The following is a 26,292-nucleotide window of genomic DNA, read 5'->3' on the forward strand; positions in this document are numbered from 1 at the left end:
AGTTCAGGGTTCGATAAACAGCACTGTCGAGGATCAGTTCGGCATTTTCAGCGCCTGTGCGGGCCTCTTCGCGGGTAAACCCGCTCCCACAGAGATTGCGCAAACCCTGAGGCTGCACATGACCGTGTGGGAGCGGGTTCACCCGCGAAAGGGCCGGTACTGCCATCCACAAATCTCTGCCATATCCAGAAACCATCATCTACACAGCACCTGCATCTCAGCCACTACCTTTGAAAAGTCATCTGCTTTTCAAGGAAGAAGCCAATGTCGCGAGCTCAGTCTCACCTGCTTCGCCGCGGTCGCTATTCAGAACTTGGCCGGCTCTATCTGCTGACCACCGTCACCCACCAGCGCAAGCCGCTGTTCCATGATTTCCACCATGCCCGGCTGGTCATTCACCAACTTCGGAAATCTGACCAGGAATACGCATGCCGGTCTCTGGCCTGGGTGCTGATGCCCGACCATCTGCATTGGTTAATCGAATTGAAAGGCACGACGCTAGGCACTTTGATGCGCAGGTTCAAATCCAGGTCCAGTCTGGTTTTGCATCAGGCGGGGGTTGAGCATGATCCGGTGTGGCAGCCTGGATATCAGGACCGTGCACTGCGGCGGGAGGAGAGCACGGTGCATGTTGCCAGATACATTATTGCCAACCCCTTGCGAGCCGGCTTGGTCAGAAGCATCAGGGACTATCCACATTGGGATGCAGCCTGGCTTTGAATAGGTGCTGCGGCCTTCGCGGGTAAACCCGCTCCCACAGGGATCACCATTGACCTTAAGGCTGTGATGTCCCTGAGGGAGCGGGCAAGCCCGCGAAGAGGCCGGATCAGGCCGAAGCAGCCACCTGCGCCGGGCGCTTGACCTGCGGCTGCGAAGCATTGGCTGCCGCACCCTCTTCGATCGCCTGCTGAATCGCCTTGCGGCGACGTTCTTCGGCCTGGCGGCTGAAGTACCAGACCAGGAAGGTCACCAACGACACCGACAGCAGGATCAGGCTGGCCACGGCGTTGATTTCCGGTTTCACACCCAGGCGCACCGCCGAGAACACTTCCATCGGCAAGGTAGTCGAACCCGGGCCGGACACGAAGCTGGCCAGTACCAGGTCATCCAGCGACAGCGCGAACGACATCATGCCGCCCGCCGCCAGCGACGGCGCAATCATCGGGATGGTGATCAGGAAGAACACCTTCCACGGCTTGGCACCCAGGTCCATCGCCGCTTCTTCGATCGACAGGTCCAGCTCACGCAGGCGTGCCGACACCACTACCGCCACATACGCCGCACAGAACGTGGTGTGGGCGATCCAGATGGTGACGATGCCACGCTCCTGCGGCCAGCCAATCATCTGCGCCATGGCCACGAACAGCAGCAACAGCGACAAGCCGGTAATCACCTCGGGCATCACCAGCGGTGCGGTGACCAGGCCGCCGAACAACGTGCGGCCCTTGAAGCGGGTGACACGGGTGAGCACGAATGCCGCCAGGGTACCCAGCGCCACCGCAGCCACCGCCGTGTAGCAGGCGATCTCCAGCGAGCGCATCACCGAACCCATCAGCTGAGTGTTGTCGAGCAGGCCGACGTACCACTTCACCGACCAGCCGCCCCACACGGTCACCAGCTTGGAGGCGTTGAACGAGTAGATCACCAGGATCAGCATCGGCAGGTAGATGAACAGCAAGCCGAGCACCAGCATCAGCTTGGAGAAACTGAAGCGCTTCATGCCCTGCCCTCCATTTCTTTGGCCTGGCTGCGGTTGAACAGCAGGATCGGCACGATCAGGATCGCCAGCATCACCACCGCCAGCGCGGACGCCACCGGCCAGTCACGGTTGTTGAAGAATTCCTGCCACAGCACCTTGCCGATCATCAGGGTTTCCGGGCCGCCAAGCAGTTCCGGAATCACGAACTCACCCACCACCGGGATGAACACCAGCATGCAGCCGGCGATGATGCCGTTCTTCGACAACGGCACGGTGATCTTCCAGAAGCTGTTGAAGGTGCTCGAACCCAGGTCCGAGGCAGCCTCGAGCAAGCTCGGGTCGTGCTTTACCAGGTTGGCGAACAGCGGCAGGATCATGAACGGCAGGTACGAGTAGACCACGCCGATATAGACCGCCAGGTTGGTGTTGAGGATCTGCAGCGGCTGGTCGATCAACCCGATCCACAGCAGGAAGCCATTGAGCAGGCCGTTGTTGCTGAGGATGCCCATCCAGGCGTAGACGCGGATCAGGATCGCAGTCCAGGTCGGCATCATGATCAACAACAGCAGGACCGTCTGGGTTTCCTTCTTGGCATTGGCAATGGCATAGGCCATCGGGTAGCCGATCAACAGGCACAGCAGGGTGCTGAAGAAGGCCATCTTCAGCGAACCCAGGTAGGCCGAAATGTACAGCTCGTCTTCGGTCAGCAGGCCATAGTTGGCCAGGTTGAGCACGAGCTGGACCTTGTCCTCGACGTAGCTGTAGATCTCGGTGTAGGGCGGGATCGCCACGTCGGCTTCGGCGAAGCTGATCTTCAGCACGATGAAGAACGGCAGCATGAAGAACAGGAACAGCCAGATGAACGGCACGCCGATCACCAGGTGCCGCCCCTCCGGGATGATGCGCTGGAAGGCTCGCTTGAGCTTGCGAGGTTTCATGACCGCAGTACCACGCCGCTGTCGTCTTCCCACCATACGTACACTTCATCGCCCCAGGTCGGCCGGGTGCCCTGGCGCTCGGTGTTGGCCACGAACGACTGGACGATCTTGCCGCTCGGCAGCTCGACGTAGAACACCGAGTGGCCACCGAGGTAGGCGATGTCGTGGACCTTGCCGCGCGACCAGTTATGCTCGCAGGTCGGTTGCTGGGTGGTGACCAGCATTTTTTCCGGGCGCAGGGCGTAGGTGATGTGCTTGTCTTCCACCGAGGTGGTGATGCCATGGCCAACGTAGATCTTGCGCTCAAGCTCGGGGCTGGCAATGATCGCGTGGCCCTCGGCGTCGTCGACCACTTCACCGTCGAACAGGTTGACGCTGCCGATGAACTCGCACACCAGGCGGCTGGTGGGGGTCTCGTAGATGTCCACCGGCGAGCCGATCTGGGCGATCCAGCCCAGGTGCATGATGGCGATGCGCTGGGCCATGGTCATGGCCTCTTCCTGGTCGTGGGTCACCATCACGCAGGTCACGCCTACGCGCTCGATGATTTCCACCAGTTCCAGTTGCATCTGCGAGCGCAGCTTCTTGTCCAGTGCGCCCATCGGCTCGTCGAGCAGCAGCAGCTTGGGGCGCTTGGCCAGCGAGCGGGCCAGGGCCACGCGCTGGCGCTGGCCACCGGACAACTGGTGCGGCTTGCGCTTGGCATACTGGGTCATGTGCACCAGCTTGAGCATCTCGGCCACGCGGGCGTCGATCTCGGCCTTGGGCATCTTGTCCTGCTGCAGGCCGAAGGCGATGTTCTGCGCCACGGTCATGTGCGGGAACAGCGCGTAGGACTGGAACATCATGTTGATTGGCCGCTCGTAGGGCGGCATGTCGGTGATGTCGACGCCATCGAGGAAAATCCGCCCTTCGGTCGGGCGCTCGAAGCCGGCCAGCATGCGCAGCAAGGTCGACTTGCCGGAACCGGAGCCACCCAGCAGGGCGAAAATCTCACCCTTGCGGATTTCCAGGGACACATCGTCCACGGCTACCGTTTCGTCGAATTTTTTCGTGACCCGGTCGATCTTGACCAGCACCTGCTTGGGTTGCTGGCCACCCTCGAGGGCTTTTTTATAGGCACCGGAGGCAACTGCCATGAGTGAAACTCCCAACAAGATTTTTGTGCCCGCGTGGCCTGCTCTGCAGGTGCCGCCACGGGCCTGGATATTTACTTGCCCGACTTGACCTTGGTCCAGCTGCGGGTCATCAGCCGTTGCACCTTGGGTGGCAACTCTGCATTCACGAACATCTTGTCCAGCACTTCCTGCGGTGGGTAAACCGCGGCGTCAGTCCTCACGGCCTGGTCCATCAGGTCGCCAGCCTTGGGGTTCGGGTTGGCGTAACCGACGTAATCACTGACCTGGGCGATAACCTCAGGCTTCAGCAAATAGTTGATGAAGGCATGCGCCTCTTTGACATTCCTGGCGTCCTTGGGAATCGCCAGCACGTCGAACCAGAGGTTGCCGCCTTCCTTGGGAATGGCGTAGGCCAGGTGCACACCCTTTTTCGCTTCTTCGGCGCGGGTCCTGGCCTGGAACACATCGCCCGAGAAACCTGCCGCGACGCAGATGTCGCCGTTGGCCAGGTCGGTGATGTACTTGGATGAGTGGAAATAGGTCACGTACGGGCGTACCGCCAGCAGTTTCTTCTCGGCGGCCTGGTAGTCCTTGGCGTTGCTGCTGTTGGGGTCCAGCCCCATGTAGTTGAGCACCGCCGGCAGCATTTCGTCCGCCGAGTCGAGGAAGGCCACGCCGCACTTGGCGAGCTTCTTCATGTTCTCGGGCTCGAACAGCACTGCCCAGGAGTCGATGGTGTCCACGCCCAGCGCAGCCTTCACCTTGTCGACGTTGTAACCGATGCCGTTGGTGCCCCACAGGTAAGGCACGGCGTACTGGTTGCCCGGGTCGTTCCTTTCCAGGCGCTTCATCAGCGCCGGGTCCAGGTTGGAATAGTTGGGCAGCAGGTTCTTGTCGAGCTTCTGGAACGCGCCCGCCTTGATCTGCTTGCCGAGGAAATGGTTGGATGGCACCACCACGTCATAGCCGGTGTTGCCGGCCAGCAGTTTGCCTTCCAGTGTTTCGTTGGAATCGAACACGTCTTGCACGGGCTTGATGCCCGTCGCTTTCTCGAAGTCCGCGAGTGTGGTCGGGCCGATGTAGTCGGACCAGTTGTAGAAGTGCACCGTAGGCGCCGCTTGGACGCTGCATGCCAGCGTCAGGCCCGCACCAGCCAGCAAGGCCTTGCGGAATACAGAAATGGACAAGTGGGTGCTCCTCACAATCAGTGCCTGGGTAGCGACAATGCTGCCGCACACGCAAAACCGGCGCGCAACTTACCTTCGCAGCTTCGATGCCGCAATCATCAATTGCCTTTCACTGGCTCTGGGCCGGGTATCCCGGCCCAGAGGTGCTGCATCGGGCTTACTTGCCCGACTTGATCTTGGTCCAGCTACGGGTGATGTCACGCTGGGCCTTGGCTTCAGGAGCAGCGATGGCATACAGCTGTTTCTTCACTTCGGCTGGCGGATAGATGCTTGGGTCGCTGGTGATTTCCTTGTCGACGAACTGGGTAGCCGCCTGGTTACCGTTCGGGAAGCGCACGGCGTTGGTGATTTCAGCCATGATTTCCGGCTGCATCAGGAAATTCATGAACTGGTAGGCAGCGTCCTTGTGCTCGGCATCCTTGGGGATGGCGACCATGTCGTAGAAGGTACCGGCACCCTCTTTCGGAATCACGTACTCAACCTTGACCTTGTCGCCAGCCTCGTGCGCACGGGCCTTGGACTGTTCCAGGTCACCCGAGTAACCGACGGCTACGCAGATGTTGCCGTTGGCCATGTCGCCAATGTACTTGGACGAGTGGAAGTAGGTGATCGAAGGACGAATCTTGAGGAACAGCTCCTCGGCGGCCTTCAGGTCTTCCTTCTTGGTGCTGTCGGTCGGCTTGCCCAGGTAGTGCAGCGCAGCCGGGAGCATTTCGGTCGGTGCGTCGAGGAAGCTCACGCCGCAGCTCTTGAGCTTGGCGATGTTCTCAGGCTTGAACACCGCATCCCACGAATCGATCTTGTCCACGCCCAGCGCGGCCTTGACCTTCTCCGGGTTGTAACCGATGCCGATCGAACCCCACATGTATGGGAAGGCATGCTTGTTGTCCTTGTCGCTGGCATCGCCGACGGCCTTGAGCAGGTCCGGGTCGAGGTTCTTCCAGTTCGGCAGTTTCGAGCGGTCCAGTTCCTCGTACACGCCGGCCTTGATCTGCTTGGCCAGGAAATTGTTGGACGGCACCACGATGTCGTAACCCGACTTGCCCGCCAGCAGCTTGGCCTCGAGGGTTTCGTTGCTGTCGAACACGTCGTACTTGACCTTGATACCGGTCTGCTTCTCGAACTTGGCGATGGTGTCTGGTGCGATATAGTCCGACCAGTTGTAGACGTTCAACACTTTGTCTTCAGCCTGAACAGCGGTGGCCATGGCGCCCATCAGGGCCGCAGCCAGCAACGTCTTGCCCATTTTATTCATGCGTAATGCTCCGGAATTTTTTATTTAGCCATCTGTTCAGTAGCCAGGACCTACGGTGCAGAGCGCGCGGCGACTGAAACAACCGCTAGTCTGGCAAGTTACAAGGCTCTGTTTCAAGGAAAGCAGGGCCTTGTAAAGCACTTACATGTCACATCGCTAGACTAGCAAACGCTTAACGAATCGCCTCAAGGGTCAGGTCGAGGCATTTGCGCGCCTTTTCCACCAATTCATCGATCTCTGCGTGGCTGATGACCAGCGGTGGCGCGATGATCATGGTGTCACCCACCGCCCGCATGATCAGGCCGTTTTCAAAGCAGAACGTGCGGCAGATCATGCCTACGCCCTTGCCTTCGTAACGGCTGCGGGTGGCCTTGTCCTTGACCAGCTCGATCGCGCCGAGCAGGCCCAGGCCGCGCACTTCGCCCACCAGCGGGTGGTCCTGCAACTCACGCAAACGCTTTTGCAAATACGGTGCCGCTTCGCTGCGCGCTTTCTCGACGATGTGCTCGTCGCGCAGGATGCGCAGGTTTTCCAGGCCCACCGCAGCCGCCACCGGGTGCCCGGAGTAGGTGAAACCATGGTTGAAGTCGCCGCCTTCACTCAGTACCTGGGCCACCTTGTCACGCACGATCACACCACCCATGGGGATGTAACCGGAGGTCAGGCCCTTGGCGATGGTCATCAGGTCTGGCTTGAGGTCGTAGTAGTCGGAGCCGAACCACTCGCCGGTACGGCCGAAGCCGCAGATCACTTCGTCGGCGACGAACAGGATGTCGTACCGGGCGAGAATTTCCTTCACCTTCGGCCAGTAGGTCTCCGGCGGGATGATCACGCCGCCGGCGCCCTGGATCGGCTCGGCGATGAAGGCAGCGACGTTGTCTTCGCCAACTTCGAGGATTTTCTTCTCCAGCTGCTCGGCCGCCCATACGCCAAACTCGTCCGGGGTCATGTCGCCGCCTTCGCCGAACCAGTACGGCTGCGGAATATGCACGATGCCAGGAATCGGCAGGCCGCCCTGCTCGTGCATGCCGCTCATGCCGCCCAGGCTGGCACCGGCCACGGTGGAGCCGTGGTAGCCGTTGATACGGCCGATGATGGTCTGCTTCTGCGGCTTGCCTTTCAGTGCCCAGTAGTGGCGGACCATGCGCAGCACGGTGTCGTTGCCTTCGGAGCCGGAACCGGTGAAGAACACATGGGTCATGCCTGCCGGCGCCACGTCGGTGATCGCCTTGGCCAGCTCCAGCGCCGGCGGGTGGGCGGTCTGGAAGAACAGGTTGTAGTACGGCAGCTCGCGCATCTGCTTTTCCGCCGCCTGCACCAGTTCTTCACGGCCATAGCCCACCGCCACGCACCACAGGCCAGCCATGCCGTCGAGAATCTTGTGCCCCTCGCTGTCCCACAAATGCACACCCTGCGCCTTGGTGATGATGCGCGGCCCCTTCTCCTTCAGCTGCTTGTAGTCAGAGAAAGGTGCCAGGTGGTGCTCGCCGCTCAGGTTCTGCCATTCACGGGTTTGCGGGTTGTTGACGCTCATGTGCCTCTCCAGTTTCCGGCGGCCGCGCGGGCGGCCTCAGGGTTGATCAGACAGCGAACAGCAGGAACTCACGCTCCCAGGAGCTGATGACGCGTTTGAAGTTCTCGTGCTCGGCGCGCTTGGTGGCGACGTAGCCGGTGATGAATTTCTTGCCCAGGTACTGCACCAGCGCGCGGCTGTTTTCCATGCGCTCCAGGGCGTCCTCGATGGTCAGCGGCAGGCGCAGGTTGCGGCGCTCGTAGCCACGGCCCTGCACCGGCGCACTGGCCGCGATGCCTTCGACCATGCCGATGTAGCCACACAGCAGGCTGGCGGCAATCGCCAGGTAGGGGTTGGCGTCGGCGCCTGGCAAGCGGTTCTCGACCCGACGGCTCTGTGGCCCGGCGTCCGGCACGCGCAGGCCGACGGTGCGGTTCTCTTCGCCCCATTCCACGTTCACCGGTGCCGAGGTGTCGGGCAGGAAGCGGCGGAACGAGTTGACGTTGGGCGCGAACAGCGGCAACGCCTCGGGGATGAATTTCTGCAGGCCACCGATGTAGTGCAGGAACAACTCGCTCATGCTGCCATCCTCATTGCTGAAGATGTTCTTGCCGGTGGCCAGGTCGACCACGCTCTGGTGCAGGTGCATGGCACTGCCAGGCTCGCCGGTCATGGGCTTGGCCATGAAGGTGGCGGCCACGTTGTGCTTGAGCGCGGCCTCGCGCATGGTGCGCTTGAACACCAGGATCTGGTCGGCCAGGTGCAGGGCGTCGCCGTGACGGAAGTTGATCTCCATCTGCGCCGTGCCGTCTTCATGGATCAGCGTGTCCAGGTCCAGCTGCTGTAGTTCGCACCAGTCGTAGACGTCTTCGAACAGCGGGTCGAATTCGTTGGCGGCTTCGATCGAGAACGACTGACGGCCGGTTTCCGGGCGGCCCGAACGGCCTACCGGGGGCTGCAGGGGGAAGTCCGGGTCTTCGCTACGCTTGGTCAGGTAGAACTCCATCTCCGGCGCGACAATCGGCTGCCAGCCCTTGTCAGCGTAGAGCTTGAGGACTTTCTTCAGGACGTTGCGCGGCGACAGCTCGACCGGGTTGCCCTTCTTGTCGTAGGTGTCGTGGATAACCTGCGCGGTCGGCTCGATGGCCCACGGCACCAGGAACACAGCCTTCTCGTCGGGGCGGCAGATCATGTCGATGTCCGCCGGGTCAAGCAGTTCGTAATAGATGTCGTCGTCGACGTAGTCGCCGGTCACGGTCTGCAGCAGCACGCTCTCGGGCAGGCGCATGCCTTTTTCGGCGATGAACTTGTTGGTGGGCGAAATCTTGCCGCGCGTGATGCCGGTCAGGTCGCTGATCATGCATTCGACTTCGGTGATCTTGTGCTCTTTCAACCAATCGGTGAGCTGGTCGAGGTTGTTACTCATAAATACCTCAGGAGGTAAGGTGGGCCGCGCATTGATTCTGGATGGAGTAGATTGCTAAAGCAAAAACCCCCGCGCAGAGCCACAGTGGATACACTGAAAACAGCTGCATCCGTAATGAGTTCGAAGGGCAGGAAGACGAAACGAAGGGCGGCAAGCCGCTGCGAGGGCGAGTCCGGGGCTGCCAAACGTCAATTATTGCGGCCATGGCGGCCACGCCATTGACGAAGCTTGCAAAATTGACGGAGGTACCCGATAGCACTGCGCAGGCAGTGCTTTCAGGTCGCGGCAAGCGGACCATGTGACCCTCGTATTATTGTGTTCTGGGTTGAGACCGAGCTTAGCCTTGTTCATTTTTTTACACAACACCTCCGTAAAAAATAAAACACGGCTCGTCGGAGATAGCCCTTCGTGCGGTAAATAGCGGATAATGGCTTGCCCCGATATGCAGCAAATCTGCCGTCGATGAGCCATTTCAGGGCATCATGGGGTTGGCTTGACATCAGTTTGGGTTTTCGATTGACTGGACCTGCAAGCCCCCCTTGATTGATATTTTTAACAACAAAGGTGTTGCATCATGTCGGTACCCCCGCGTGCCGTTCAGCTTAACGAAGCGAACGCGTTCCTTAAGGAACATCCTGAGGTTCTCTACGTTGACCTTCTGATTGCAGATATGAATGGTGTGGTGCGTGGCAAGCGCATCGAGCGCACCAGCCTCCACAAGGTTTACGAGAAAGGCATCAACCTGCCTGCCTCCCTCTTCGCCCTGGACATCAACGGTTCCACCGTCGAGAGCACCGGGCTTGGCCTGGACATCGGCGATGCCGACCGCATCTGCTACCCGATTCCTGGCACCCTCTCCAACGAACCCTGGCAGAAGCGCCCGACCGCCCAGCTGCTGATGACCATGCACGAGCTCGAAGGCGAGCCGTTCTTCGCCGACCCGCGTGAAGTACTGCGCCAAGTCGTGAGCAAGTTCACCGAGATGGGCCTGACCATCTGTGCCGCGTTCGAGCTGGAGTTCTACCTGATCGACCAGGAGAACGTGAACGGCCGCCCGCAGCCGCCGCGCTCGCCGATTTCGGGTAAACGCCCACAGTCGACCCAGGTCTACCTGATCGACGACCTCGACGAATATGCCGACTGCCTGCAGGACATCCTCGAAGGCGCCAAGGAACAAGGCATCCCGGCCGACGCCATCGTCAAGGAAAGCGCCCCGGCGCAGTTCGAAGTCAACCTGCACCACGTTGCCGACCCGCTCAAGGCCTGCGACTACGCCGTACTGCTGAAGCGGTTGATCAAGAACATCGCCTACGACCATGAAATGGACACCACCTTCATGGCCAAGCCCTACCCGGGCCAGGCAGGCAACGGCCTGCATGTACATATTTCCGTGCTGGACAAAGATGGCAACAACATCTTCACCAGCGAGGATCCCGAGCAGAACGCCGCGCTACGTCACGCTGTCGGCGGTGTGCTCGAGACCCTGCCCGCGTCCATGGCGTTCCTCTGCCCGAACGTCAACTCGTACCGTCGCTTTGGTGCGCAGTTCTATGTACCGAACGCGCCAAGCTGGGGCCTGGACAACCGCACCGTGGCCCTGCGCGTGCCGACCGGCTCGCCGGACGCCGTACGTATCGAACACCGCGTGGCCGGTGCCGATGCCAACCCGTACCTGATGATGGCTGCCGTGCTGGCTGGCGTGCACCATGGCCTGACCAACCAGATCGAGCCGGGTGAGCCGATCGAAGGCAACTCGTACGAGCAGCTGGAGCAGAGCCTGCCGAACAACCTGCGCGACGCACTGCGCGAACTGGACGACAGCGAAATCCTCAACAAGTACATCGATCCGAAGTACATCGACATCTTCGTCGCGTGCAAGGAGAGCGAGCTGGAGGAATTCGAGCATTCGATTTCCGACCTCGAGTACAACTGGTACCTGCATACCGTGTAAACAAAAACGCCGCCCACAAGGGCGGCGTTTTTGTTCGAGATCGGTGTCGCCTGCTTCGCGGGCTTGCCCGCTCCCACAAGGTAATCACAAAGTCTGAAGCCTGCGGTGTACCTGTGGGAGCGGGCGAGCCCGCGAAGAGGCCGGTACAGGCTTACAGAGGCTTCTCGAAGATTTTCGAATTGCGCTGGTAGTTGTACAGCGAAGCCCGCGCCGCCGGCAGCCGCTCCACGCCACTCGGTGCGAACCCGCGCTCGCGGAACCAGTGCGCGGTGCGCGTGGTAAGCACGAACAGGGTCTTGAGCCCCGCCTCCCGCGCCCGGCCCTCGATACGCGCCAGCAGCTCGTCGCCGCGCCCGCCGTGACGGTACTCCGGGTTCACCGCCAGGCACGCCAGCTCGCCGGCATCGGAGTCGGCAATCGGGTACAACGCCGCGCAGGCGATGATCATGCCTTCGCGCTCGACGACGCTGAACTGCTCGATCTCCCGCTCCAGCACTTCGCGCGAACGGCGCACCAGGATGCCCTGCTCTTCCAGGGGGCTGATCAGTTCCAGCAGGCCGCCGACATCATCGATGGTCGCCTCGCGCACCACTTCGAACTGCTCCTGCGAAACCAGCGTACCGCCACCGCCACGGGTAAACAGCTCGGTCAGCAGGGCTCCGTCCTCGGCATAGCTGACGATATGGCTACGCGCCACCCCGCCTTTGCAGGCTTCTGCAGCAGCATCCAGCAATTCAGCCTGGTAGTCGCTGCCCAAGCGCTGCAGATGCGGGGCAACCTGTTGTGGGCGCAGCTCGCGCACCAGCTTGCCGTCCTCATCCAGCAGGCCCGGCTCGGCGCCGAACAGCAGCAGCTTGTCGGCACCCAGCTCGATGGCAGCACGGGTGGCTACGTCTTCGCAGGCCAGGTTGAAGATTTCCCCCGTGGGTGAGTAGCCCAACGGCGACAACAGCACAATGGAACGCTCGTCGAGCAGGCGGCTGATACCCTTGCGGTCGACCCGGCGCACTTCGCCGGTATGGTGGTAGTCCACCCCTTCGAGCACGCCGATCGGCCGCGCCGTGACCAGGTTGCCGGACGCCACGCGCAGCCGCGAGCCCTGCATCGGCGAAGCGGCGATGTCCATCGACAGGCGCGCCTCGATGGCCAGGCGCAGGGCACCGACGGCATCGATCACGCAATCCAGGGTGGCGGCATCGGTAATGCGCAGGCCACGGTGGTAGTGCGGGGTCAGGCCACGGTTGGCCAGGCGGCTCTCGATCTGCGGGCGCGAACCATGCACCAGCACCAGACGCACGCCAAGGCTGTGCAGCAATACCAGGTCGTGGACGATGTTGCCGAAATTAGGGTGTTCCACCCCATCGCCAGGAAGCATGACCACGAAGGTGCAGTCGCGATGGGCGTTGATGTACGGGGAGGCATGACGCAGCCAGTTGACGTAGTCGGGCATGACAGGGCCTGTGGATAAGTGGACGGAGAACGGCGATACAGGGGGCGTTCAGGATCATCGTCGGAACAGGCTTGCGGTCACGCGCGGTCTCCTCTAGGCAGGAACGAATCAATTGGGTTGACGTTTAGTCCAGGCAATAATGCCGGATCAGGTCACGCAATAGACGCACGGTAGGCGCGATTCGTGACATTTCAAGGTATTCGCCGGGCTGGTGGGCACAGGCGATGTCGCCAGGGCCCAGCACGATGGTCTGGCAGCCCAGTTGCTGAAGATAAGGTGCTTCGGTGCCGAACGCCACCGCTTCGGCACGATGGCCGGTAAGACGCTCCGCCACCTGCACCAGTTCGGCGTCGGCAGCCTGCTCGAATGGCGGCACCTCCGAGAACAGCGGCGCATAGTCGATGCGCACCTCGAAGCGCTCTGCCACGGGTGCCAGCTTGTCGCGGATGGCCGCGCGCAGTTGCTCCACGTCCATGCCCGGCAGCGGGCGCAGGTCGAACTCCAGGGCGCACTGGCCGCAGATGCGGTTGGGGTTGTCGCCGCCATGGATGCAGCCAAAATTAAGGGTCGGGGTCGGCACGGTGAATTGCGGATTGCGGTAGCGTTGCTGCCATTGCTGGCGCAGGCCCATCAATTCGCCCATCACGGCGTGCATGGCCTCCATGGCGCTGCGGCCCAGGCTTGGGTCCGAGGAATGACCGCTACGCCCCAGGATGTCGATGCGGTCCATCAGGATACCTTTGTGCATGCGGATCGGCCGCAGGCCGGTGGGCTCACCGATCACTGCCGCCCGGCCAAGCGGCTGGCCGGCGTCGGCCAGGGCGCGGGCCCCGGACATCGAGCTTTCTTCATCACAGGTGGCCAGGATCAGCAGCGGTTGCTTGAAGTCGTGCTCCAGCAGCGGGATAACCGCTTCGATGACCAGGGCGAAGAACCCCTTCATGTCGCAGCTGCCCAGGCCGACCCAGCGGCCATCGACTTCGGTCAGCTTCAGCGGATCGCTGGCCCATAGCTGGTCGTCATACGGTACGGTGTCGCTGTGCCCCGCCAGCACCAGGCCGCCTGGGCCACTGCCACGGCTGGCCAGCAGGTTGAACTTGCCGGGGCTGACCTGGCGGATGTCGCAGTTGAAGCCAAGGTCGCCCAGCCAGCCGGCCAGCAGGTCGATGACTTGGCGGTTGGACTGGTCCAGTGCGGGCTGGGTGCAACTGACCGAGGGCGCGGCAATCAAGGCGGCGAACTGGTCTTTCAACATTGGCAACGGCATGCCCGTACTCCTCGGAAACGTCCCCCATCATAGGACTATCCGCTGTCTGGAATAAACCGTTGACGGCCGACTGCTGTAGACTCTCCGCCAACCACGCCCCTCCTTCGAGCCTGTGATGCACAAAGAAACCGAACTCAAGCTCCGCGCCAGCCGCGAGACCCTTGCCGCCCTGCGCGAGCACCCTCTGCTGAAAAAGCGCAACAAGTCCGGCTGGCAGACCCGCGAACTGCTCAACCAGTACTTCGACACACCCGAGCGCGAGCTTTCCGCCGCCCGTGTCGCCCTGCGCCTGCGCCGCGACGGCGAGGCCATCATCCAGACCCTCAAGTGCCGCGGCCAGAGCGTCGCCGGCCTGTCCGAGCGCAATGAGTACGAATGGCCGCTGGACAAGGTCAAGCTCGACCTGAAAAAGCTCGACGCCACCTGCTGGCCCGCGCAATTGGCCGACCTCGACAAGAAAACCATCAAACCGCTGTTCACCACCGACTTCAGCCGTGAATACGCCGAAATCGCCTGGGGCCGTGGCAAGAGCAAGGTGGTGATCGAGGCGGCGCTTGACCAAGGCTTCGTGATCGCCGGCAAGCGCAAGGAAGAGATCTGCGAGCTGGAACTGGAGCTGCGCGAAGGTGAGCCCCAGGCCCTGCTGGAACTGGCTGCCGAGCTGGCCGCCAGCCTGCCGCTGATGCCCTGCGACATCAGCAAGGCCGAGCGCGGCTACCGCCTGCTGGAGCCGGACAGCTACGAGCTGGGCCTGCCACACGCCGAGCTGGAAGCCGAAACCGCCGTGGACGATGCCTACGCCGCGCTGGCCTGGCAACTGCTGGGCAGCAGCCAGCGCCTGGCCGAGCAGTACCGCCACAACGGTCACTGGCGCCTGCTGCAGGACTGGGTCGAGTGCCTGAGCGAACTGCGGGCCCTGACCGCCAGCCTGGGCCAGGCCGCCCCGCGCGCCACCACCCGCGAGCTGCGCAGCAGCCTCGACGCGCTGCTGGAAGACTGGCGCCCGCTGGTGCAGGCTGGCAACGATGACGAAGACATCCGCCGTGCCGCCCCCGAACAGTTCGCCGAAGAGCTGGAGGACGTGCGCTGGGGCCAGTTCTCGCTGGAAACCTCGCGCTGGCTGCTGGCGCGTGCCTGGACCGTGGAGCGCAAGGGCCGTGGCGAGCGCCAGGGCAAGGCGCAACTGGCCAGCTGGCTGGCACACCTGCTGGGCGAAGAGGGCCGTGCGTTGAAGCTGCCGCTGTACACCCAGCGCCCGGAAGACCTGGCCGAGCAATTGCCGCGTATCGAGCAGTTGCTGGCCTGGCTGCACCATGCCCGCCAGGTGCTGGAGGCACCACAGATGGACCGCCTGTACGGCGACCTGAAGAAGCTGCACGAGCTGGCCGAGCAGCCGATCAGCGATGAGGTGCTGGAAGCGCGTGTCGAGCAGGCCCGGGTTGTCGACCAGAGCCGCGGCTGGAAGCACTTGCTCAAGGCTTGAGCCCTTCTGAAGGCTCATGCAGCCTTTGTGCAGCGGCCTTGCGTCGCGAAAGGGGTGCGAAGCGCCCCCACGATGCTGATATCGCCGGGACCGCTTCGCGGCCCTTTCGCGACGCAAGGCCGCTCCTACAGGGGATAGCGTTGCTTCACCGCGACAGAGGCAGGCTGGTGGTGGACTTGATCTCTGACAGCGCCACGATCGAGTTCACCTCCTGAATCCCTGGCACGTTCGATAGCTTTTCGAAGAAGAACCGTTCATAAGCCTCGATATCCGACGTAACGATCCGCAGCAGAAAGTCCACCGACCCCATCAGCACATAACACTCCAGCACCTCCGGAAACCCGCGGATCGCCTCGGTGAACTCGGTGAAGTTGGAGCGGCCATGAGCATTCAGTTTCACTTCGGCGAAGATCTGCGTATTCAGGCCGACCTTCTTGCGGTCCAGCAGTGTCACCTGCCCACGGATCACCCCCTCCTCCTTCAAGCGTTGGATGCGTCGCCAGCACGGCGATTGCGACAGCCCCACACGTTCGGCGATCTGCGCACTGGAGAGCGAAGCATCCTCCTGCAAGAGCTCGAGGATGCGGCGGTCGTAGGCGTCCAGCTCGCTGTGCATTGATTATTCTCCAGAAAGTCAAACTACGAACACTTCTATTCGCCAATACAGCGAATTGATTGAATCATAGCGAAAAAATACCCCTGCCAACGTGCAAGAATTTCTCCCACATCTGCGGAGACCAGCATGAACGCACAATCCCGTACCGACGCCTGGGCCGCCACCAACGCCCACAGCACCGTGCACTACCGCCTGCAGGCCGAAGCCGAGCCTGACAGCCTGTGCCGGGTCCTCAACCTGTTCGCCCTGCAATTCCTGACCCCGCACAGCGTGCAGGTCAGCCAGCAGGATGACTGGCTGGACATCGAGGTCGGCATCGGCGGCCTGAGCTGGCACCGGGCCGAAGTGATCGCGCAAAAGCTGCGTAACCTGGTGTGTGTGGGCGAGGTGAGCCTGACCAACCTGCAGCGGATGGAGCTGTCTGTGGTGTGAACGGTTCGCTGTTTCTGTGGAAACGGGTTTACCAGCGCAAACAGCAAGATTCAGAAACGCTTCACGCCAACCATTTTCCAGCGCCCGGCTAGGCTTGATCAGCACTTCCCCATCAGGCACGGACGCCCCAATGCACACCCCCGACAACCCGGCACTCGACCTCAGGCGCGTGCTCCAGGCCCTGCTCGCCGACCAGCACCTGCACGCCAACGACACCCTGCCAGTACTTGAGCACGCCAACACCCACCCCAGCACTCACCCACTGGAGCAGATCGCCGCCTGCGCCCTGGAGGACCGCCAGCACCCCGGTCAGCCCCTGGACCTGGATCGCCTCTGCCAATGGTTGGCCCACAGGGTCGGCCAGCCCTATCTGCGCATCGACCCGATGCAACTCGACCTGACGCAGATCAGCGGCCTGATCTCCCCTGCCTTCGCCCAGCGCCATGGCATTCTCATCGTCGCCGCCGACGACACCGGTGTCACAGTCGCCAGCGCCCAGCCGTACCAGGATGACTGGCAGGCCGACCTGGCCCGCAGCCTGGGCCGGCCGATACGTCGCGTGCTGGCCAGCCCGCTGCAGATTCGTCAGGCAGGACAGTCATTCCACCGGCTGGTTCAGTCGGTCAAGGGTGCGCAAAACCAGCAATCGGCCAGCCTCGGTGAACTCGAGCAGCTGCTGGAACTGGGCAAGCGCCAGGCCGAGGCCAGCGCCGACGACGCCCATATCGTGCATATCGTCGACTGGCTGCTGCAGTACGCCATCGAACAACGCGCCAGCGACATCCACCTGGAGCCCCGCCGTGACCAGGGCCAGCTGCGCTACCGCATCGATGGTCTGCTGCACTGCGTGTATGCCTTCCCGGCCGGGGTCACCCTGGCGCTGGTCAGCCGCCTGAAACATCTGGCACGCATGGACGTCGCGGAAAAACGCCGGCCACAGGATGGCCGCCTGCAAAGCTGCCTGCCTGGCGGCGCCGAGGTGGAGCTGCGGCTGTCGACCCTGCCGACCCCGTTCGGCGAGAAACTGGTGCTGCGCCTGTTCGACCCGCAACAGTTGCAAGAGGGCTTCGATCGCCTCGGCCTGGAAGGGTCGCAACTGGCGCAATGGCAAGGCCTGCTGCAGCAGCGCCAGGGCATCATCCTGGTCACCGGCCCGACCGGTTCCGGCAAGACCAGCACGCTGTACGCCAGCCTCAAGCTGCTGGCCACGCCGCAAGTCAATCTGTGCACCATCGAGGACCCCATCGAGCGCCTGGAGCCCGCATTCAATCAGTTGCAGGTACAGCCCGCCCTGGACCTGGGCTTTGCCAATGGGGTACGGGCCCTGCTGCGCCAGGACCCGGATATCATCATGATCGGCGAAATTCGCGACCGCGAAACTGCCCTGGTGGCGGTACAGGCGGCGCTGACCGGTCATCTGGTGCTATCCACCCTGCATACCAACGACGCCTGCAGTGCAATCACCCGCCTGCAGGAATTGGGCGTGGCCGACTACCTGATCAAGGCGACCCTGGTAGGCGTCATGGCTCAGCGCCTGGTGCGTACGCTGTGCGCAGATTGCCGCGGCGCAGTGACAATGCCCGCCGCCCAGCCCTGCCGTACCTGCCGGGGCACTGGGTTCCACGGCCGCACTGGCTTGTTCGAACTGCTGGTGCCCAGCGATAGCCTGCGCGCACAAATAGGCCCCGGCAGCGATCTGGCCAGTTTGCGGCGCCAGGCAAAGGCCGATGGCCTGCTCGACTTGCGGACTTGTGGGGAGACCAAGGTAGCCTGCGGGCAGACCCGACAAGAGGAAGTGCTACGGGTCTGTTCGTAGGCAAAAACGGCTTGTATTCAAGGAACTTAGCTCGTTGCCGCAAATCCAACCGCGCATCTTCAACCCTCACCCCTTTCGAGGTGTTTCAACATGCGTCTCAAAACCGCCATCGCCGCCGCTGCCTTGCTTTCGCTGCCTATTGGCTCGGCCATGGCCGATACCTTCTGGCGTAACGTGATGACCACTGGTGCTACCACGGCATCGAGCTACCTGACCTCGGGGGACCACAAGCTGGTGATGGCGGCGCAGGATGACGCCGGCAGCTTCGTGGCCAGCGAAGGCGCGATTCGTGGGCCGTTCCTGGAAGCGGCAATTCGTCAGGCCCGCGCCGAGAACCCGGGCCTGCAGGCCACCGACATGGAACTGGCCAATGCCATTCTGGCCAAGAATGCCGTAGCCGAGTAACCGCGTCGCCTGCTTCGCGGGCATGCCCGCGAAGCATTCAACAGCGATCTGCAGCCCTACCGATAAGCCTCCACCGGCACACAAGCACAGAACAGATTCCTGTCCCCATAAACGTTGTCGACCCGGTTCACCGTCGGCCAGTACTTGTGCTGTCGTACGTGAGCACTGGGCGCCACCGCCTGCTCCAGGCTATAGGGCCTGTCCCACGCCCCCAGCACGTCAGCTAGCGTATGCGGCGCATGCTTGAGCGGGTTGTTCTCCGCCGGCCAGTTACCCTCCTGCACTTCGCCGATTTCCGCGCGAATCGCCAGCATCGCCTCGACGAACCGGTCCAGTTCGGCCTTCGACTCACTCTCCGTCGGCTCGACCATCAGCGTGCCCGGCACCGGGAAGGACATGGTCGGCGCATGGAAGCCATAGTCCATCAGGCGCTTGGCCACATCCTCTTCACTGATACCGGTCAGCGCCTTCAGGGGGCGCAGGTCGAGGATGCACTCATGCGCCACCCGCTGGTTGCGCCCGCGGTAGAGCACGGGGAAGGCGCCGCTCAACTGGCTGGCCAGGTAGTTGGCCGAAAGGATCGCCACTTCGCTGGCATCAGCCAGCTGTGGGCCCATCATGGCGATGTACATCCAGCTGATCGGCAAGATGCTCGCACTCCCCCAGGGCGCGGCACTGACTGCACTGTTGTTCGGCTCCAGGCCGGGTACCGGCACCACCGGGTGGCTGGCAACGAACGGTTTGAGGTGCTCGCGGATGCCGATCGGGCCCATGCCGGGGCCGCCACCGCCGTGGGGTATGCAGAACGTCTTGTGCAGGTTCATGTGGGAAACGTCGGCGCCAATATCGGCCGGGCGCGCCAGCCCCACCTGGGCATTGAGGTTGGCGCCATCCATGTACACCTGGCCACCGTGCTGGTGCACAACTTCGCAGATTTCGCGAATGCCCTCTTCGTATACGCCGTGGGTCGACGGGTAGGTGATCATCAGGCACGACAGGCGGTCTGCGGCGGCGTGCGCCTTGGCCTTGAGGTCGGCCAGGTCAACGTTGCCATGGTCGTCGCAATCAACGATCACCACCTCCATGCCGGCCATCTGCGCCGAGGCCGGGTTTGTACCGTGGGCTGAGGACGGGATCAGGCACAAGGTGCGTTGCGGCTGGTGACGGCTGCGGTGGTAGCGGGTGATGGCCATCAGGCCGGCATATTCGCCCTGGGCACCGGAATTGGGCTGCATGCAGATGGCATCGAAGCCGGTAATGGCGCACAACCAGCTTTCCAGTTCGTCGATCATCGCCTTGTAGCCGGCGGCCTGGGCGGCTGGGGCAAACGGGTGCAACTGAGCAAAGCCCGGCCAGGTGATAGGGATCATCTCGCTGGTGGCGTTGAGCTTCATGGTGCACGAGCCCAGCGGGATCATCGACTGGTTCAGCGCCAGGTCCTTGTTCTCCAGCTGCTTGAGGTAGCGCAGCATTTCGGTTTCGCTGTGGTGCAGGTTGAACACCGGGTGCGCGAGGAACGGCGTGCGCCGCACCAGACTCGCTGGAATCCCTTCGGGCAGGGCGAGCTGGTCGAGAGCGGCAATGTCCAGGCCGTGGTCCACGCCCAGGAAGATGTCGAACAGGCGCAGCACCGTCTGCTCCGAACAGGTCTCGTCAAGGCTCACGCCCAGGCGCCCGCGGCCAAGGATACGCAAATTGACCTGCGCAGCTTCGGCGCTTTCGATGATGGCCGCCTGGGCGCCACCGACATCCACGGTCAGCGTGTCGAAGAAATGCTGGTTCAACCGCCGGATACCCTTGGCTTCGAGGCCGGCGGCCAGGATGAAGGTCAACCGATGCACACGCTGGGCGATGCGCTGCAGGCCTTCGGGGCCATGGTAGACCGCGTAGAAGCCGGCAATGTTGGCCAGCAGCACCTGCGCCGTGCAGATGTTGGAGTTGGCCTTTTCGCGGCGAATATGCTGCTCGCGGGTTTGCAGGGCCATGCGCAGGGCGGTGTTGCCACGGGCATCGCGCGATACGCCGATGATGCGCCCCGGCATGGCCCGCTTGTAGTCGTCGCGACAGGCGAAATAGGCCGCATGAGGGCCGCCATACCCCATCGGTACGCCAAAGCGCTGGGTCGAACCCAGTACCACATCCGCACCCAGTTCCCCAGGCGGCGCCAACAGCACGAGGCTGAGCAGGTCCGCCGCCACACAGGCCAGTGCATGCTGGCTGTGCAACTGGTCGATCAGCGGGCGCAGGTCGCGTACTTCGCCATGAGTGTCGGGGTACTGCAGCAAAGCACCGAATACCGCGTGTTTGCCAAGGTTATCCACAGCGTCGACGATCAGTTCGAAGCCAAAGCCCTCAGCGCGAGTCTTCAGCACCGACAGGGTCTGCGGGTGGCAATGTTCGTCGGCAAAGAAGGCTTTGCTCTTGTTGCGTGCCACCCGCTTGGCCAATGCCATGGCTTCGGCGGCAGCAGTAGCCTCGTCGAGCAGCGAGGCATTGGCCAGGGCCAGCCCGGTAAGGTCGATGACCATCTGCTGGAAATTCAGCAGCGCCTCCAGCCGGCCTTGGGCGATTTCGGGCTGATACGGGGTATAGGCGGTGTACCAGCCGGGGTTTTCCAGCACGTTGCGCAGGATGACCGTCGGCGTGATGGTGCCGTGGTAGCCCATGCCGATCAGGCTCGTCCAGACCTGGTTCTGTTCGGCGTAGCTGGCGAGTTTGGCCAGGGCGGCCTGTTCGTCCAGCGCAGCGGGCAAGTCGAGCGGGCGATCGAGACGGATGTCTGGCGGTACGGTCTGCTCGATCAGCTCACTGCGGCTGGCGACGCCAAGCGCATTGAGCATGGCCTGCTGCTCTGCAGCATCGGGGCCCAGGTGACGACGCAGGAAAGGGTTGGGCTCTTGCAGTTGATGCAGGGATGGCGACTGGGACATGACGACGCTCTCTTCCTGGAACAGCTCTCATGGAGACTTACAAGTCTAGGAAGGGATTGCCGATTGTGCGGGGAAACTTGTTTTCGCCTGGCGACTGCCGGGGGCGCTTTGCGCCCCTATCGCGACACAAGGCCGCTCCTACAATGGATCGCGATCGCCTATAGGACCGGCCTGGTGTCGATAGGGCTGCGAAACAGCCCCAAGGATCCTGCTGTTACTCGCCGATGGCAGCCTTGTAGCCAGCAGCATCCAGCAGCTTGTCCAGCTCGGCCGGGTTGCTTGGCTTCAGCTTGAAGATCCACGCTTCGTAAGGTGCTTCGTTGAGCAGTCCCGGGCTTTCAGCCAGCTCCTCGTTGACCGCAATCACTTCGCCACCCACCGGGGCATAGATGTCCGAAGCGGCCTTCACCGACTCGACCACACCGGCGGCGTCGCCAGCGCCAAACGCCTTGCCGACCTCGGCCAGTTCGACGAACACCACGTCACCCAGGGCTTCCTGGGCGTGGTCGCTGATACCCACGGTCACAGTGCCGTCGGCTTCCAGGCGGGCCCACTCATGGCTTTTGGCATAACGCAGGTCGCTAGGGATATCGCTCATGTCTTGAATTCCTCGATTGGCTCAGCGGTACGCCCGCCGGTTGAAAATTGTTCAGATCAGGATCTTGCCGTGGCGCACGAAGGTCGGTTTGACCACCCGCACCGGGTACCACTTACCGCGAATTTCCACCTCGGCCCGGTCGCCGGTGGCCATGGGTACGCGTGCAAGGGCAATGGACTTGCTCAGCGTAGGCGAGAAACTACCACTGGTGATCTCCCCTTCGCCAATCCCTGCCACCCGGACCACCTGGTGGGCACGCAGTACACCACGCTCTTCCAGCACCAGGCCGACCAGTTTTTCCTGTACACCTTGTTCGATTTCCGCCAGCAGGCCGGCGCGGCCGATGAAGTCGCGCTCGGCGGGCTCCCAGGCGATGCTCCAGCCCAGGTTGGAAGTGAGTGGTGTGTGTGCTTCGTCGATGTCCTGGCCGTACAGGTTCATGCCGGCTTCCAGGCGCAGGGTGTCGCGGGCGCCAAGGCCGCTTGGGGCAATACCGGCGCCGACCAGGTCGTTGAAGAAGGCCACGGCCTGCTCGCCAGGAAGGATGATCTCCAGGCCGTCTTCACCTGTATACCCGGTGCGGGCAATGAACCAGTCGCCTTCGGCAATGCCCTCGAATGGGCGCAGTTCGCGAATCAGCGCGGCGCGCGCAGGGCTGAGCAGGGCAGCGACCTTTTCGCGTGCATGCGGGCCCTGGATGGCGAGGATGGCCAGATCGGGACGGGCCCGGAAATCCACGGCAAAACCGGCACGCTGTGCGGCCAGCCAATCGAGTACCTTGGCCCGGGTGGCGGCGTTGGTGACCAGGCGGTAGCCGGTTTCGGTGCGGTAGACGATCAGGTCGTCGATGACCTTGCCCTGCTCCTGCAGCAACGGGCTGTACAGTGCCTTGCCGATATCGTCGAGACGGGCCACGTCGTTGGCCAGCAGGCGCTGCAACCAGGCAGTGGCGTCGCTGCCGTCGACATCGATCACGGTCATGTGGGACACATCGAACACCCCGCAATCGCTGCGCACCTGATGGTGCTCCTCGACCTGCGAGCCATAGTGCAGGGGCATGTCCCAGCCACCGAAATCGACCGTCTTGGCGCCCAGCGCCAGGTGCAGGTCGTACAAAAGCGTGCGCTGTCCCATGGGTTTCTCCTTCCGGGCGTGGCGAAGCGGCGGCGGTCGATGACGTTGGGTCGTCAGCTCTTCTTGTACAGGACCCGCCGCGCGAGTGCCGCGCATTGTAGCCGCAAGGGCGCGGGCTGACACCCTCAGTGACTGTGACCGGGTCGACGAGCCGAACGGCGAATCAGGCCGATGACCGGCAGCAACCCCACCAGCACCAGGCTCAGTGCCGGCAGCGATGCACGTGCCCACTCACCCTCGCTGGTCATCTCGAACACCCGCACGGCCAGGGTGTCCCAGCCGAACGGGCGCATCAGCAAGGTGGCCGGCATTTCCTTGAGGACGTCGACGAATACCAGCAAGGCGGCGCTGAGGGCACCCGGTACCAGCAGCGGCAGATACACCTTGAAAAACAATCTCATGCCACCGACACCCAGACTGCGCGATGCCTCGGGAAGCGACGGGCGAATACGCTCCAGGCTGCTTTCCAGCGGCCCGTAAGCCACCGCGATGAAGCGCACCAGGTAGGCCAGCAGCAACGCAGCAAGGCTACCCAGCAATAGTGGCTTGCCAGCCCCGCCCAGCCAGCTGGACAGCGGGATGACCAGCTGGTTATCGAGGTAGCTGAAGGCCAGCATGATCGATACCGCCAGCACCGAACCAGGCAAGGCATAGCCCAGGTTGGCCAGGCCGACCCCGGCGCGGATGGCATTCGTCGGTGCCTGGCGCCGTGCAAAGGCCAGCAGCAGCGCCACGCTCACCGTGACCAGCGCCGCCATGCCGCCCAGGTACAGGGTGTGCAGCACCAGGCCGACGTAGCGCTCGTCCAGGTCATGCCGGCCGCGCTGCCAGAACCAGCTCAGCAGTTGCAACAGCGGGATGACGAAGGCGCAGGCGAACACCAGCAGGCACCAGCCACTGGCCAGCAACGCCTTGATCCCACGCAGGTGGTACAGCGCCTGCCCGCGCGGGCGCTCGTTGCCGCTGCGGCTGGCGCCGCGTGCCCGGCGTTCGCCGTACAGCACCAGCATCACCGCCAGCAACAGCAGGCTGGCCAGCTGGGCTGCGCTGGACAGGCTGAAGAAGCCGTACCAGGTCTTGTAGATGGCGGTGGTGAAGGTGTCGAAGTTGAACACCGCCACGGCGCCGAAGTCCGCCAGGGTTTCCATCAACGCCAGGGCTATCCCGGCGCCGATAGCCGGCCGCGCCATGGGCAGCGCCACGCGCCAGAATGCTTGCAGCGGGGACAGCCCAAGCACCCGCGCCGCTTCCATCAGGCCTTTGCCCTGGGCCAGGAAGGCGCTGCGCGCCAGCAGGTAGACATAGGGGTAGAACACCAGCACCAGCACGATGATCACCCCACCGGTCGAACGCACCCGCGGCAGGCGCATTGGCCCGAACAGCTCGCGCAAGGCGCTTTGTACCGGGCCGGCGAAGTCCAGCAGGCCAACGAAGACGAACGCCAGCACGTAGGCAGGGATGGCGAACGGGAGCATCAGCGCCCAGTCCAGCCAGCGCCGGCCGGGGAACTCGCAGAGGCTGGTCAGCCAGGCCAGGCTGACACCCAGCAGGGTGACGCCGATGCCAACGCCCACCACCAGCGTCAGGGTATTGCCCAGCAGGCGGCTCATCTGGGTGTCGAGCAGGTGCGACCAGATCTGCAGGTCGATCGACTGCCACGACAGCAGCAACACGCTCAGGGGCAGGAGCACCAGGGCGGCGATCAGGGCGACCGGGAGGTACCAGCGGCGTTGGGCGGTGTGCGGCAAGTAGAATGTCTCTGTGGATGATTTGCGACCGCCTTGCGGTCGTTCGCGGGCATGCCCGCTCCCACAGGGACCCCACATGCGCCAAAGGCAGTGGCCAACCTGTAGCAGCGGGCGTGCCCGCGAAAAGGCCTGATAAGCCCCGGAAGGATAAAGCCTGGCGCTTAGTTCCAGCCAGCCCGGTCCATCAAGCGAATCGCTTCAGCCTGACGCTTGCCGGCGATCTCCACCGGAATGCTGTCGGCCTTGAAGCTGCCCCACGCCGCCACTTCGTCCGATGGCTTGACCTTGGGGTTGGCCGGGAACTCCTGGTTGATGTCGGCAAACAGCTTCTGCGCCTCTTCAGTAGTCATCCATTCCACCAGTTTCTTCGCCGCCTCCGGGTGTGGCGCATGCTTGGTCAGGCCGATGCCGGACAGGTTCACGTGCACGCCACGGTCACCCTGGTTGGGCCAGAAGATCTTCACCGGCAGTTTCGGGTTCTGCTGGTGCAGCCGGCCGTAGTAATAGGTGTTGACCACGCCCACGTCGCACTGGCCGGCCTCGATGGCCTGGATCACCGCGTTGTCATCGGAGAACACGTCGGTGGACAGGTTGTTGACCCAGCCTTTGACGATCTGCTCGGTCTTCGCCTCGCCGTGGGTCTCGATCAGGGTGGCAGTCAGCGACTGGTTGTACACCTTCTTTGCCGTACGCAGGCACAGGCGGCCTTCCCACTGTTTGTCGGCCAGGGCCTCGTAGGTGCTCAACTCCTCCGGCTTGACCCGCTCGGTGGAGTAGATGATGGTGCGCGCGCGCAGGCTCAGGCCAGTCCAGTCGTGCGACGAAGCGCGGTACTGCGGCGGGATGTTGCGGTCGATGATGTCGGACTGGATCGGCTGCAGGATGCCCATCTGCTCGGCCTGCCACAGGTTACCGGCATCGACGGTCAGCAGCAGGTCGGCCACGCCGTTGTCGCCCTCGGCCTTGATGCGTTGCATCAGTGGGGCCTCCTTGTCGGTGATGAACTTGATCTTCACCCCGGTCTTGGCGGTATAGGCATCGAACACTGGCTTGATCAGCTCGTCGATGCGCGAGGAGTACACCACCACTTCGTCCGCCGCCTGGGCAGTGCCGCCGAACAGGGTCAGGGCCAGGGCGGCCAGTAGGGGCTTGCGTGGCAACATGGAAAGCGCTCCTCGGATCGTATGAGAGGCGCAAATGGTAGTGAATCCCATTTTCCGGCTCATCTACCTAGCCGTTACTGGATGTTGCAGAGGGATAACAGTTGCGAGGTTCCTGTGGGAGCGGGCATGCCCGCGAACACCGGCAAAGCCGGCGCCATACACC

General features: G+C 62.8%; 21 protein-coding genes. 6 read left to right on the forward strand and 15 right to left on the reverse strand.

Annotated elements, in window-relative coordinates; translation table 11 throughout:
- The first annotated feature begins 264 nt into the window (after positions 1-264).
- A complete protein-coding gene (locus HU763_RS23440; RefSeq protein ID WP_186684140.1) occupies positions 265-720 on the forward strand; it encodes an REP-associated tyrosine transposase in 456 nt (151 codons plus the stop codon).
- 106 nt (positions 721-826) lie between these two features.
- On the opposite strand, the gene HU763_RS23445 is transcribed toward HU763_RS23440, so the two are convergent.
- The 7 genes from HU763_RS23445 to HU763_RS23475 all read right to left on the reverse strand — a co-directional run bounded on the left by HU763_RS23445 (position 827) and on the right by HU763_RS23475 (position 9,136).
- Positions 827-1,720, reverse strand: coding sequence for an ABC transporter permease subunit (locus HU763_RS23445; RefSeq protein ID WP_186672019.1), 894 nt, complete (start codon positions 1,718-1,720; stop codon positions 827-829).
- Positions 1,717-2,598 (reverse strand): ABC transporter permease subunit, encoded by an 882-nt coding sequence (locus tag HU763_RS23450; RefSeq protein WP_170034338.1) that lies wholly within the window; start codon positions 2,596-2,598, stop codon positions 1,717-1,719. Before HU763_RS23450 ends, HU763_RS23445 begins: the two co-directional genes overlap by 4 nt.
- A 35-nt stretch (positions 2,599-2,633) precedes the next feature.
- Entirely contained in the window at positions 2,634-3,776 is a 1,143-nt protein-coding gene (gene potA / locus HU763_RS23455; protein WP_186672017.1) for a polyamine ABC transporter ATP-binding protein, read from the reverse strand.
- Positions 3,777-3,847: 71 nt separating this feature from the next.
- Positions 3,848-4,942, reverse strand: coding sequence for a polyamine ABC transporter substrate-binding protein (locus HU763_RS23460; protein WP_186684138.1), 1,095 nt, complete (start codon positions 4,940-4,942; stop codon positions 3,848-3,850).
- 157 nt (positions 4,943-5,099) lie between these two features.
- Positions 5,100-6,197 (reverse strand): polyamine ABC transporter substrate-binding protein, encoded by a 1,098-nt coding sequence (locus tag HU763_RS23465; RefSeq protein ID WP_170033609.1) that lies wholly within the window; start codon positions 6,195-6,197, stop codon positions 5,100-5,102.
- Positions 6,198-6,369: 172 nt separating this feature from the next.
- A complete protein-coding gene (locus HU763_RS23470) occupies positions 6,370-7,731 on the reverse strand; it encodes an aspartate aminotransferase family protein (RefSeq protein ID WP_186684136.1) in 1,362 nt (453 codons plus the stop codon).
- A gap of 46 nt (positions 7,732-7,777) precedes the next feature.
- Positions 7,778-9,136, reverse strand: a complete 1,359-nt coding sequence (locus HU763_RS23475; protein ID WP_186684134.1) for a glutamine synthetase family protein — start codon at positions 9,134-9,136, stop codon at positions 7,778-7,780.
- A gap of 574 nt (positions 9,137-9,710) precedes the next feature.
- Here HU763_RS23475 and HU763_RS23480 point away from each other — a divergent pair.
- Positions 9,711-11,087 (forward strand): glutamine synthetase family protein, encoded by a 1,377-nt coding sequence (locus HU763_RS23480; protein WP_084856533.1) that lies wholly within the window; start codon positions 9,711-9,713, stop codon positions 11,085-11,087.
- Positions 11,088-11,238: 151 nt separating this feature from the next.
- Here the strand turns inward: HU763_RS23480 and argA are convergent, their stop codons facing one another.
- Both argA and argE read right to left on the reverse strand, forming a co-directional pair.
- Complete coding sequence (argA, locus tag HU763_RS23485; protein ID WP_186684132.1) at positions 11,239-12,537, reverse strand: amino-acid N-acetyltransferase; 1,299 nt, start codon at positions 12,535-12,537, stop codon at positions 11,239-11,241.
- A 124-nt stretch (positions 12,538-12,661) separates the two neighbouring features.
- A complete protein-coding gene (gene argE / locus HU763_RS23490) occupies positions 12,662-13,804 on the reverse strand; it encodes an acetylornithine deacetylase (protein WP_186684131.1) in 1,143 nt (380 codons plus the stop codon).
- 115 nt (positions 13,805-13,919) lie between these two features.
- Here argE and HU763_RS23495 point away from each other — a divergent pair, with 115 nt between their 5' ends.
- On the forward strand, positions 13,920-15,287 hold the full coding sequence (locus HU763_RS23495; RefSeq protein WP_186684130.1) for a CYTH domain-containing protein: 1,368 nt from the start codon (positions 13,920-13,922) through the stop codon (positions 15,285-15,287).
- 145 nt (positions 15,288-15,432) lie between these two features.
- Here HU763_RS23495 and HU763_RS23500 read toward each other — a convergent pair whose 3' ends face one another.
- Complete coding sequence (locus HU763_RS23500; protein ID WP_043198918.1) at positions 15,433-15,903, reverse strand: Lrp/AsnC family transcriptional regulator; 471 nt, start codon at positions 15,901-15,903, stop codon at positions 15,433-15,435.
- A 126-nt stretch (positions 15,904-16,029) separates the two neighbouring features.
- Here HU763_RS23500 and HU763_RS23505 point away from each other — a divergent pair, with 126 nt between their 5' ends.
- The 3 genes from HU763_RS23505 (at position 16,030) to HU763_RS23515 (ending at position 18,556) form a co-directional block, all read left to right on the forward strand.
- On the forward strand, positions 16,030-16,335 hold the full coding sequence (locus tag HU763_RS23505) for a hypothetical protein (protein ID WP_186684129.1): 306 nt from the start codon (positions 16,030-16,032) through the stop codon (positions 16,333-16,335).
- 130 nt (positions 16,336-16,465) lie between these two features.
- A complete protein-coding gene (locus tag HU763_RS23510; protein WP_186684128.1) occupies positions 16,466-18,151 on the forward strand; it encodes a GspE/PulE family protein in 1,686 nt (561 codons plus the stop codon).
- Positions 18,152-18,241: 90 nt separating this feature from the next.
- Complete coding sequence (locus HU763_RS23515) at positions 18,242-18,556, forward strand: DUF2388 domain-containing protein (protein ID WP_186671998.1); 315 nt, start codon at positions 18,242-18,244, stop codon at positions 18,554-18,556.
- A gap of 56 nt (positions 18,557-18,612) precedes the next feature.
- Here the strand turns inward: HU763_RS23515 and gcvP are convergent, their stop codons facing one another.
- The 5 genes from gcvP to HU763_RS23540 form a co-directional block, all read right to left on the reverse strand.
- Positions 18,613-21,486 carry an aminomethyl-transferring glycine dehydrogenase gene (gene gcvP / locus HU763_RS23520; RefSeq protein ID WP_186684127.1) on the reverse strand — a complete coding sequence of 958 codons (2,874 nt, stop codon included), beginning with the start codon at positions 21,484-21,486 and terminating at the stop codon, positions 18,613-18,615.
- A gap of 214 nt (positions 21,487-21,700) precedes the next feature.
- Positions 21,701-22,084, reverse strand: a complete 384-nt coding sequence (gene gcvH / locus HU763_RS23525; protein ID WP_186684125.1) for a glycine cleavage system protein GcvH — start codon at positions 22,082-22,084, stop codon at positions 21,701-21,703.
- 51 nt (positions 22,085-22,135) lie between these two features.
- On the reverse strand, positions 22,136-23,218 hold the full coding sequence (gene gcvT, locus HU763_RS23530) for a glycine cleavage system aminomethyltransferase GcvT (protein ID WP_186684123.1): 1,083 nt from the start codon (positions 23,216-23,218) through the stop codon (positions 22,136-22,138).
- Positions 23,219-23,343: 125 nt separating this feature from the next.
- On the reverse strand, positions 23,344-24,966 hold the full coding sequence (locus tag HU763_RS23535) for an ABC transporter permease (protein ID WP_170033635.1): 1,623 nt from the start codon (positions 24,964-24,966) through the stop codon (positions 23,344-23,346).
- A gap of 161 nt (positions 24,967-25,127) precedes the next feature.
- On the reverse strand, positions 25,128-26,129 hold the full coding sequence (locus tag HU763_RS23540) for an extracellular solute-binding protein (protein ID WP_170033637.1): 1,002 nt from the start codon (positions 26,127-26,129) through the stop codon (positions 25,128-25,130).
- Positions 26,130-26,292: the final 163 nt, after the last annotated feature.

Origin of the sequence: Pseudomonas anuradhapurensis, assembly GCF_014269225.2 — a bacterium.
Classification (GTDB): domain Bacteria; phylum Pseudomonadota; class Gammaproteobacteria; order Pseudomonadales; family Pseudomonadaceae; genus Aquipseudomonas; species Aquipseudomonas anuradhapurensis.

Coding starts and splice junctions, on each gene's coding strand:
- HU763_RS23510 (WP_186684128.1), top strand. CDS start 16,466: ATGCACACCCCCGACAACCCGGCACTCGACCTCAGGCGCGTGCTCCAG.
- HU763_RS23470 (WP_186684136.1), bottom strand. CDS start 7,731: ATGAGCGTCAACAACCCGCAAACCCGTGAATGGCAGAACCTGAGCGGC.
- gcvT (WP_186684123.1), bottom strand. CDS start 23,218: ATGGGACAGCGCACGCTTTTGTACGACCTGCACCTGGCGCTGGGCGCC.
- HU763_RS23475 (WP_186684134.1), bottom strand. CDS start 9,136: ATGAGTAACAACCTCGACCAGCTCACCGATTGGTTGAAAGAGCACAAG.
- argE (WP_186684131.1), bottom strand. CDS start 13,804: ATGCCGTTGCCAATGTTGAAAGACCAGTTCGCCGCCTTGATTGCCGCG.
- gcvP (WP_186684127.1), bottom strand. CDS start 21,486: ATGTCCCAGTCGCCATCCCTGCATCAACTGCAAGAGCCCAACCCTTTC.
- argA (WP_186684132.1), bottom strand. CDS start 12,537: ATGCCCGACTACGTCAACTGGCTGCGTCATGCCTCCCCGTACATCAAC.
- HU763_RS23540 (WP_170033637.1), bottom strand. CDS start 26,129: ATGTTGCCACGCAAGCCCCTACTGGCCGCCCTGGCCCTGACCCTGTTC.
- HU763_RS23495 (WP_186684130.1), top strand. CDS start 13,920: ATGCACAAAGAAACCGAACTCAAGCTCCGCGCCAGCCGCGAGACCCTT.
- gcvH (WP_186684125.1), bottom strand. CDS start 22,084: ATGAGCGATATCCCTAGCGACCTGCGTTATGCCAAAAGCCATGAGTGG.
- HU763_RS23505 (WP_186684129.1), top strand. CDS start 16,030: ATGAACGCACAATCCCGTACCGACGCCTGGGCCGCCACCAACGCCCAC.
- potA (WP_186672017.1), bottom strand. CDS start 3,776: ATGGCAGTTGCCTCCGGTGCCTATAAAAAAGCCCTCGAGGGTGGCCAG.
- HU763_RS23440 (WP_186684140.1), top strand. CDS start 265: ATGTCGCGAGCTCAGTCTCACCTGCTTCGCCGCGGTCGCTATTCAGAA.
- HU763_RS23500 (WP_043198918.1), bottom strand. CDS start 15,903: ATGCACAGCGAGCTGGACGCCTACGACCGCCGCATCCTCGAGCTCTTG.
- HU763_RS23445 (WP_186672019.1), bottom strand. CDS start 1,720: ATGAAGCGCTTCAGTTTCTCCAAGCTGATGCTGGTGCTCGGCTTGCTG.
- HU763_RS23480 (WP_084856533.1), top strand. CDS start 9,711: ATGTCGGTACCCCCGCGTGCCGTTCAGCTTAACGAAGCGAACGCGTTC.
- HU763_RS23515 (WP_186671998.1), top strand. CDS start 18,242: ATGCGTCTCAAAACCGCCATCGCCGCCGCTGCCTTGCTTTCGCTGCCT.
- HU763_RS23465 (WP_170033609.1), bottom strand. CDS start 6,197: ATGAATAAAATGGGCAAGACGTTGCTGGCTGCGGCCCTGATGGGCGCC.